We start from the raw sequence: 6,006 nt of genomic DNA on the forward strand, positions 1-6,006 counted from the left end.
CTTCCGTCATGTGTGTGTCCGCCGCGGCGGTCACTTCTTCTTCGCGCCGCGCTTCTCGCGCACCCGCACCGAGATATGGATCGGGGTGCCCGCGAAGCCGAACTCCTCGCGCAGGCGGCGCTCGATGAAGCGCCGGTAGCCCGCCTCGATGAAGCCGGAGGCGAAGAGGACGAAGCGCGGGGGCTTGGTGCCCGCCTGGGTGCCGAACAGGATGCGCGGCTGCTTGCCGCCCCGCACCGGGTGCGGGTGGGCGGCGACCAGCTCGCCGAGGAAGGCGTTCAGCCGGCCGGTGGGGACCCGCGACTCCCAGCCGTCGAGCGCGGTCTCGATCGCCGGGACCAGCTTCTCCATGTGGCGGCCGGTACGGGCGGAGACGTTGACACGCGGGGCCCAGGCGACCTGGCCCAGCTCTGTCTCGATCTCCCGCTCCAGGTAGTAGCGGCGCTCCTCGTCGAGGGTGTCCCACTTGTTGAAGGCGAGCACCACCGCACGGCCGGCGTCGACGGCCATGGTGACGATGCGCTGGTCCTGCACGGAGATGTTCTCGGAGGCGTCCAGCAGGATGACGGCGACCTCGGCCTTCTCCACGGCCGCGGCCGTGCGCAGGGAGGCGTAGTAGTCGGCGCCCTGCTGGAGGTGGACCCGCTTGCGGATACCGGCGGTGTCCACGAACTTCCAGGTCTTGCCGCCCAGCTCGATCATCTCGTCGACCGGGTCGCGGGTGGTGCCCGCCAGCTCGTTGACGACGACGCGCTCCTCGCCCGCCACCTTGTTCAGCAGCGAGGACTTGCCGACGTTCGGGCGGCCGATCAGCGCGATCCGGCGCGGACCGCCGACAGCGGTGCCGAAGGTCTGTGCGGGCGCCTCGGGCAGCGCCTCCAGGACGGCGTCCAGCATGTCGCCGGTGCCCCGGCCGTGCAGCGCGGAGACCGGGTGCGGCTCGCCGAGGCCCAGGGACCACAGGTAGGCCGCGTCGGACTCGCCGGAGAGGCCGTCGACCTTGTTCGCGGCCAGCACGACCGGCTTGCCGGCCTTGCGCAGCAGCCGTACCACGGCCTCGTCGGTGTCGGTGGCGCCGACCTTGGCGTCCACCACGAAGACGACGGCGTCGGCGGCCTCGATGGCGTACTCGGCCTGCGCGGCCACGGAGGCGTCGATGCCGAGGACGTCCTGCTCCCAGCCGCCGGTGTCGACGACCTTGAACCGGCGGCCGGCCCACTCCGCCTCGTAGGTGACGCGGTCGCGGGTGACGCCGGGCTTGTCCTCGACGACCGCCTCGCGGCGGCCGATGATGCGGTTCACCAGAGTCGACTTGCCGACATTGGGGCGGCCGACGACGGCGAGCACGGGCAGCGGGCCGTGGCCCGCCTCGTCGAGGGCGCCCTCGACGTCCTCGACGTCGAAGCCCTCTTCCGCGGCGAGCTGCATGAACTCCGCGTACTCGGCGTCGCCGAGAGCCCCGTGCTCGTACTCGTGCGCGGCCGAGCCGTCGGGCTGGATCTGGTCGTTCATGAAGTCTGTACCTCGTCGTCGTTCGTGGTGATCGGTGGAAGTGGCCCGCCAGGGGCCGGTTCCACTACTCAAGTGTCGCCCAGCGCCCGGTCAGGCGCCTGGCGTTTTCCAGGTGCGCGGTGAGGCGCTTCTGGATGCGCTCGGTCGCCTCGTCCAGCGCCTTGCGCGTGCGCCGCCCGCTGCCGTCACCCGCTTCGAACGGGTCTCCGAAGACCACGTCCACGCGGGAGCGCAGCGGCGGCAGGGCCCTGACCAGCCGGCCGGGCCGGCCGGCGCTGCCGAGCACGGCCACGGGCACGATCGGCGCCCCGCCGCGCACGGCGAAGTAGGCGAGCCCGGCACGCAGCGAGGCGAAGTCGCCCTCGCCCCGGGTGCCCTCCGGGAAGATGCCCAGCACGCCGCCCTGCTCCAGCACGCCGAGGGCCCGCCCGATGGCGGTGCGGTCGGCGGTGGTGCGGTCCACCTTCAGCTGGCCGATGCCGGTCAGGAAGGGGTCCAGCGGCCCGGTGAACGCCTCCTGCTTGATCAGGAAGTGCGTCGGCCGGGGCGCCACGCCCATGACCATGGGGCCGTCGATGTTGTGGGAGTGGTTCACCGCGAGGATCACCGGGCCGGAGGCGGGCACCTTCCAGGAGCCCAGCACGCGCGGCTTCCACAGCCCGTACATCAGGCCGACGCCGATGCGCCGTCCGATCTCGGCGCCCCGCTCGGAGGGCGGTGCGCTCTGGCTCACTTTCCGGCCCGCTTCTCCTCGACCAGGGTGACGACGCACTCGATGACCTGGGCGAGGGTCAGCTCGGTGGTGTCGACCTCGACGGCGTCGCCGGCCTTGGCGAGGGGGGAGGTCTTGCGGCTGGAGTCGGCCGCGTCCCGCTGGATCAGGGCCGCGCGGGTGGCGGCGACGTCGGAGCCCTTCAGCTCGCCGCTGCGGCGGGCCGCGCGGGCCTCCGGGGAGGCGGTGAGGAAGATCTTCAGGTCGGCGTCGGGCAGCACGGTCGTACCGATGTCGCGGCCCTCGACCACCATGCCGTCCTCGGCACCGGCCGCGATGGAGCGCTGCAGCTCGGTGATCCGGGTGCGCACCTCGGGCACCGCGCTGACCGCGCTGACCTTGGAGGTGACGTCCTGGGTGCGGATCGGGACGGCCACGTCACAGCCGTCGACCGTGATGGCCGGGGCCAGCGGGTCGGTGCCGGAGACGATCTCCGGCTTGCCCGCGACGGCGGCGATCGCGGTGGGGTCCGTGAGGTCGATGCCGTTGGTCACCATCCACCAGGTGATGGCCCGGTACTGGGCGCCGGTGTCCAGGTAGCTGAGGCCGAGCTGCGCGGCCACGGCCTTCGACGTGCTCGACTTGCCCGTGCCGGAGGGACCGTCGATCGCGACGATCACGGGCTTGGCGGTCGGGGCGGCGCCGTTTTCCACGGGAGGGCACCTTCCTGGTGAAGGGTGTCGGTCGGGGTGTCGGGGCGCGAGGGCGCCCCGCACAAGGTTACTGGGTGTGGGTCACTCGTACGGACGCGCGTGCGCCGTGGGACCGCCGGTGACCCGCGCTACTGCCGCAGCGCCCACCCCCGCTCGCGCAGCGCCTCGGTGAGGACGGGCGCGGCCCCGGGTTCGACCACGAGCTGGATGTGCCCCGCCTGCTGTCCGGTGGCGTGCTCGATGCGGACGTCCTCGATGTTGACCCCGGCCTGTCCGGCGTCGGCGAAGATCCGGGCGAGCTGGCCGGGCCGGTCGTCGATGAGGACCGTGACCGTCGCGTAGGCGCGCGGGGCGGAGCCGTGCTTGCCGGGGACCCGGACCTGGCCGGCGTTGCCCCGGCGCAGCACGTCCTCGATCCCGGCGCCACCGGTGCGCCGCTTGTCCTCATCGGCGGACTGCAGGGCACGCAGCGCGCGCACGGTCTCGTCGAGGTCGGCGGAGACATCGGACAGGAGGTCGGCCACGGGTCCGGGGTTGGCGGAGAGGATGTCGATCCACATCCGGGGGTCGGAGGCGGCGATCCGGGTGACGTCCCGGATGCCCTGCCCGCACAGCCGGACGGCGGCCTCCTCGGCGTTCTCCAGCCGGGCGGCGACCAGGCTGGAGACCAGGTGCGGCATGTGGGAGACGAGCGCGACGGCGCGGTCGTGGGCGTCGGCGTCCATGAAGACGGGTACGGCGCTGCAGTGCGAGACCAGTTCGAGGGCGAGGTTCAGCACCTCGGTGTCGGTGTCGCGGGTCGGGGTGAGCACCCAGGGCCGGCCCTCGAAGAGGTCGGCGGTGGCGGCCAGCGGGCCGGACTTCTCCCGGCCGGACATGGGGTGGGTGCCGAGGTACCGGGCGAGGAGGGCCTCGTCCAGGCCGAACGCCTCCAGATCGCGGCGCGGGCCGCCCTTGACGCTGGCCACGTCGAGGTAGCCGTGCGCGAGGTCGCGGCGCATGGCGTCGGCGAGGACACCGGCGACGTGCGCGGGCGGGGCGGCGACGAGCACGAGGTCGACCCGGCCCTGCGGCGGCCCGTCGGTACCGGCGCCGAGGGCGGCGGCGGTACGGGCCTGCGCGGGGTCGTGGTCGGTGAGGTGGACGGTGACGCCCCGCTGGCTGAGGGCGAGCGCGGCCGAGGTCCCGATGAGCCCGGTGCCGATGACGAGTGCGGTTCTCACTGGGCGATGTCCTTGCGCAGGGCGGCGGCGGCGCCGAGGTAGACGTGGTCGACGGCACTGCGGGGCCGGTCGGACTCGATGTGCGCGAGCAGCCGGACGACCCTGGGCATGGCGCCGGCGATGTCCAGCTCCTGGGCGCAGATCAGGGGTACGTCGACGATGCCGGTCCTGCGCGCGGCGGCGGCCGGGAAGTCGCTGTGCAGGTCGGGGGTGGCGGTGAACCAGATGCTGATCAGGTCGTCGGCGGTGAGGCCGTTCCGTTCCAGGACGGCGGTGAGCAGGGCTCCGACCCGCTCCTCCATGTGGCCGGCCGTGTCCCGTTCCAGCTGGACGGCCCCCCGGACCGCTCGTACCGCCACTGCGCTGCTCCTCGCTGACCGCCGGACCGGCTCGCGCCGGCTTCTGATCCTTCCAGCCTAGTCAGCGCGGGCGGGGTGGGTGGGCGCGGCCCGCGCGGTGAGACGGGCGCCCGTTCGGCCGAGGCGGGGTCCGACCCGCTGCCGCTTCCTTCGTCCGGGCGGCGTTGGATGCCAAGATGCCCGGAGTTCTGTGGATTTCCACCCCTTACCTTCCGCCTCTCGGACCTCTCGGAGTGACGACATGACCCAGCCCGCGACGCGGCGCACGCTTCTGACCACGGGGGCCGCCACGCTCGCCGTCTGCTGTGTGGGATGCGGCGACGGCAGTTCCTCGTCCACCGCCAGCACCTCCGCCTCCTCAGGTCCCGCCTCCTCCGGCTCCGGCGACGGCGCGGGGCAGGCGCTGGGCGGCGTCAGCGAGATCCCGGAGGGCGGCGGCAAGATCTTCACCGCGGAGAAGGTCGTGGTGACGCAGCCGAAGAAGGGCGAGTACAAGGCGTTCTCCGCGGTCTGCACCCACCAGGGCTGCACCCTGAACAAGGTCGCGGACGGCACCGTCGACTGCCCCTGCCACGGCAGCAAGTTCCGTATCTCCGACGGTTCGGTCGCGCACGGCCCGGCCACCGAGGCACTGCCCGCCAGGGAGATCATGGTGCACGGAAACACGGTGCACTTGAGCTGAGCGCCCGCGTACGCTCCCCCGCATGCGCCCCGCCGACCTGGTCCGCGACCACACCGTCTACGCCTGTGTCATGGGCTCGCGCGCCTTCGGTCTGGCCACCGAGGCCAGCGACACCGACCGGCGGGGCGTGTTCCTGGCCCCGACCGCGCTGTTCTGGCGGTTCGAGAAGCCGCCCACGCACGCCGAGGGGCCGGGCGAGGAGCGGTTCTCCTGGGAGCTGGAGCGCTTCTGCGAGCTGGCGCTGCGGGCCGACCCGAACGTCCTGGAGTGCCTGCACTCCCCGCTGGTGGAGCACCTGGACGACACCGGCCGCGAACTGCTGTCCCTGCGCGAGGCGTTCCTGTCCCGCCAGGTCCACGCCACCTTCACCGGCTACGCCCTCGGCCAGCGCCGCAAGCTTCACGCCGACGTCCGCACCACCGGCGCCCCGCGCTGGAAGCACGCGATGCATCTGCTCCGCCTGCTGAGCAGCGCCCGCGACCTGCTGCGCACCGGTGAGCTGCGGCTCGACGTGGGCGAGGAGCGCGAGGCGCTGCTGGCGGTGAAGCGGGGTGAGGTGGCCTGGGCGGAGATCGAGGCGCGGATGGCCCGGCTGTCCGAGGAGACCGACGCCGCCCTGCTCCGCACCCCGCTCCCGGCCGGGCCGGACGAGACCCGGGTGGCCGACTTCCTGTACCGGGCGCGGCAGGCGTCGGCCGCACGCGCCTAGGTGTATTGCCCTGTGAGGTTGGGGACGCGGCTGGCGGGTGGTTTGCCTGCGAGGGCGGTGTGTCCGCGGTGGTGATTGTAGGTGTGGAGCCATTGC

Annotated in this window: 7 protein-coding genes; 2 read left to right on the forward strand and 5 right to left on the reverse strand. The window is 73.0% G+C overall.

Features of this window, described 5'->3' with window-relative positions; all coding sequences use genetic code 11:
* Nucleotides 1–30: 30 nt before the first annotated feature.
* The 5 genes from der to aroH all read right to left on the reverse strand — a co-directional run bounded on the left by der (nt 31) and on the right by aroH (nt 4,519).
* Nucleotides 31–1,512, reverse strand: a complete 1,482-nt coding sequence (gene der, locus ACFWN1_RS30855) for a ribosome biogenesis GTPase Der (RefSeq protein WP_384369260.1) — start codon at nt 1,510–1,512, stop codon at nt 31–33.
* A gap of 64 nt (nt 1,513–1,576) precedes the next feature.
* Complete coding sequence (locus ACFWN1_RS30860) at nt 1,577–2,179, reverse strand: lysophospholipid acyltransferase family protein (protein WP_384369278.1); 603 nt, start codon at nt 2,177–2,179, stop codon at nt 1,577–1,579.
* Nucleotides 2,180–2,241: 62 nt separating this feature from the next.
* Entirely contained in the window at nt 2,242–2,937 is a 696-nt protein-coding gene (gene cmk, locus ACFWN1_RS30865) for a (d)CMP kinase (protein WP_384369263.1), read from the reverse strand.
* A gap of 128 nt (nt 2,938–3,065) precedes the next feature.
* Nucleotides 3,066–4,160 (reverse strand): prephenate dehydrogenase, encoded by a 1,095-nt coding sequence (locus ACFWN1_RS30870; RefSeq protein ID WP_384369266.1) that lies wholly within the window; start codon nt 4,158–4,160, stop codon nt 3,066–3,068.
* A complete protein-coding gene (gene aroH, locus ACFWN1_RS30875) occupies nt 4,157–4,519 on the reverse strand; it encodes a chorismate mutase (RefSeq protein ID WP_384369269.1) in 363 nt (120 codons plus the stop codon). The genes ACFWN1_RS30870 and aroH overlap by 4 nt, the downstream gene beginning before the upstream one ends.
* Nucleotides 4,520–4,760: 241 nt before the next feature.
* Between aroH and ACFWN1_RS30880 the strand changes: the two genes are divergently transcribed.
* Nucleotides 4,761–5,201: a Rieske (2Fe-2S) protein gene (locus ACFWN1_RS30880; protein WP_384369272.1), complete on the forward strand. Its 441-nt coding sequence runs from the start codon at nt 4,761–4,763 to the stop codon at nt 5,199–5,201.
* 22 nt (nt 5,202–5,223) lie between these two features.
* A complete protein-coding gene (locus tag ACFWN1_RS30885) occupies nt 5,224–5,910 on the forward strand; it encodes a DNA polymerase beta superfamily protein (protein WP_384369275.1) in 687 nt (228 codons plus the stop codon).
* Nucleotides 5,911–6,006: the final 96 nt, after the last annotated feature.

It is taken from the genome of Streptomyces sp. NPDC058459 (assembly GCF_042721685.1).
GTDB lineage: Bacteria > Actinomycetota > Actinomycetes > Streptomycetales > Streptomycetaceae > Streptomyces.

Coding starts and splice junctions, on each gene's coding strand:
- der (WP_384369260.1), bottom strand. CDS start 1,512: ATGAACGACCAGATCCAGCCCGACGGCTCGGCCGCGCACGAGTACGAG.
- ACFWN1_RS30860 (WP_384369278.1), bottom strand. CDS start 2,179: ATGTACGGGCTGTGGAAGCCGCGCGTGCTGGGCTCCTGGAAGGTGCCC.
- ACFWN1_RS30880 (WP_384369272.1), top strand. CDS start 4,761: ATGACCCAGCCCGCGACGCGGCGCACGCTTCTGACCACGGGGGCCGCC.
- ACFWN1_RS30885 (WP_384369275.1), top strand. CDS start 5,224: ATGCGCCCCGCCGACCTGGTCCGCGACCACACCGTCTACGCCTGTGTC.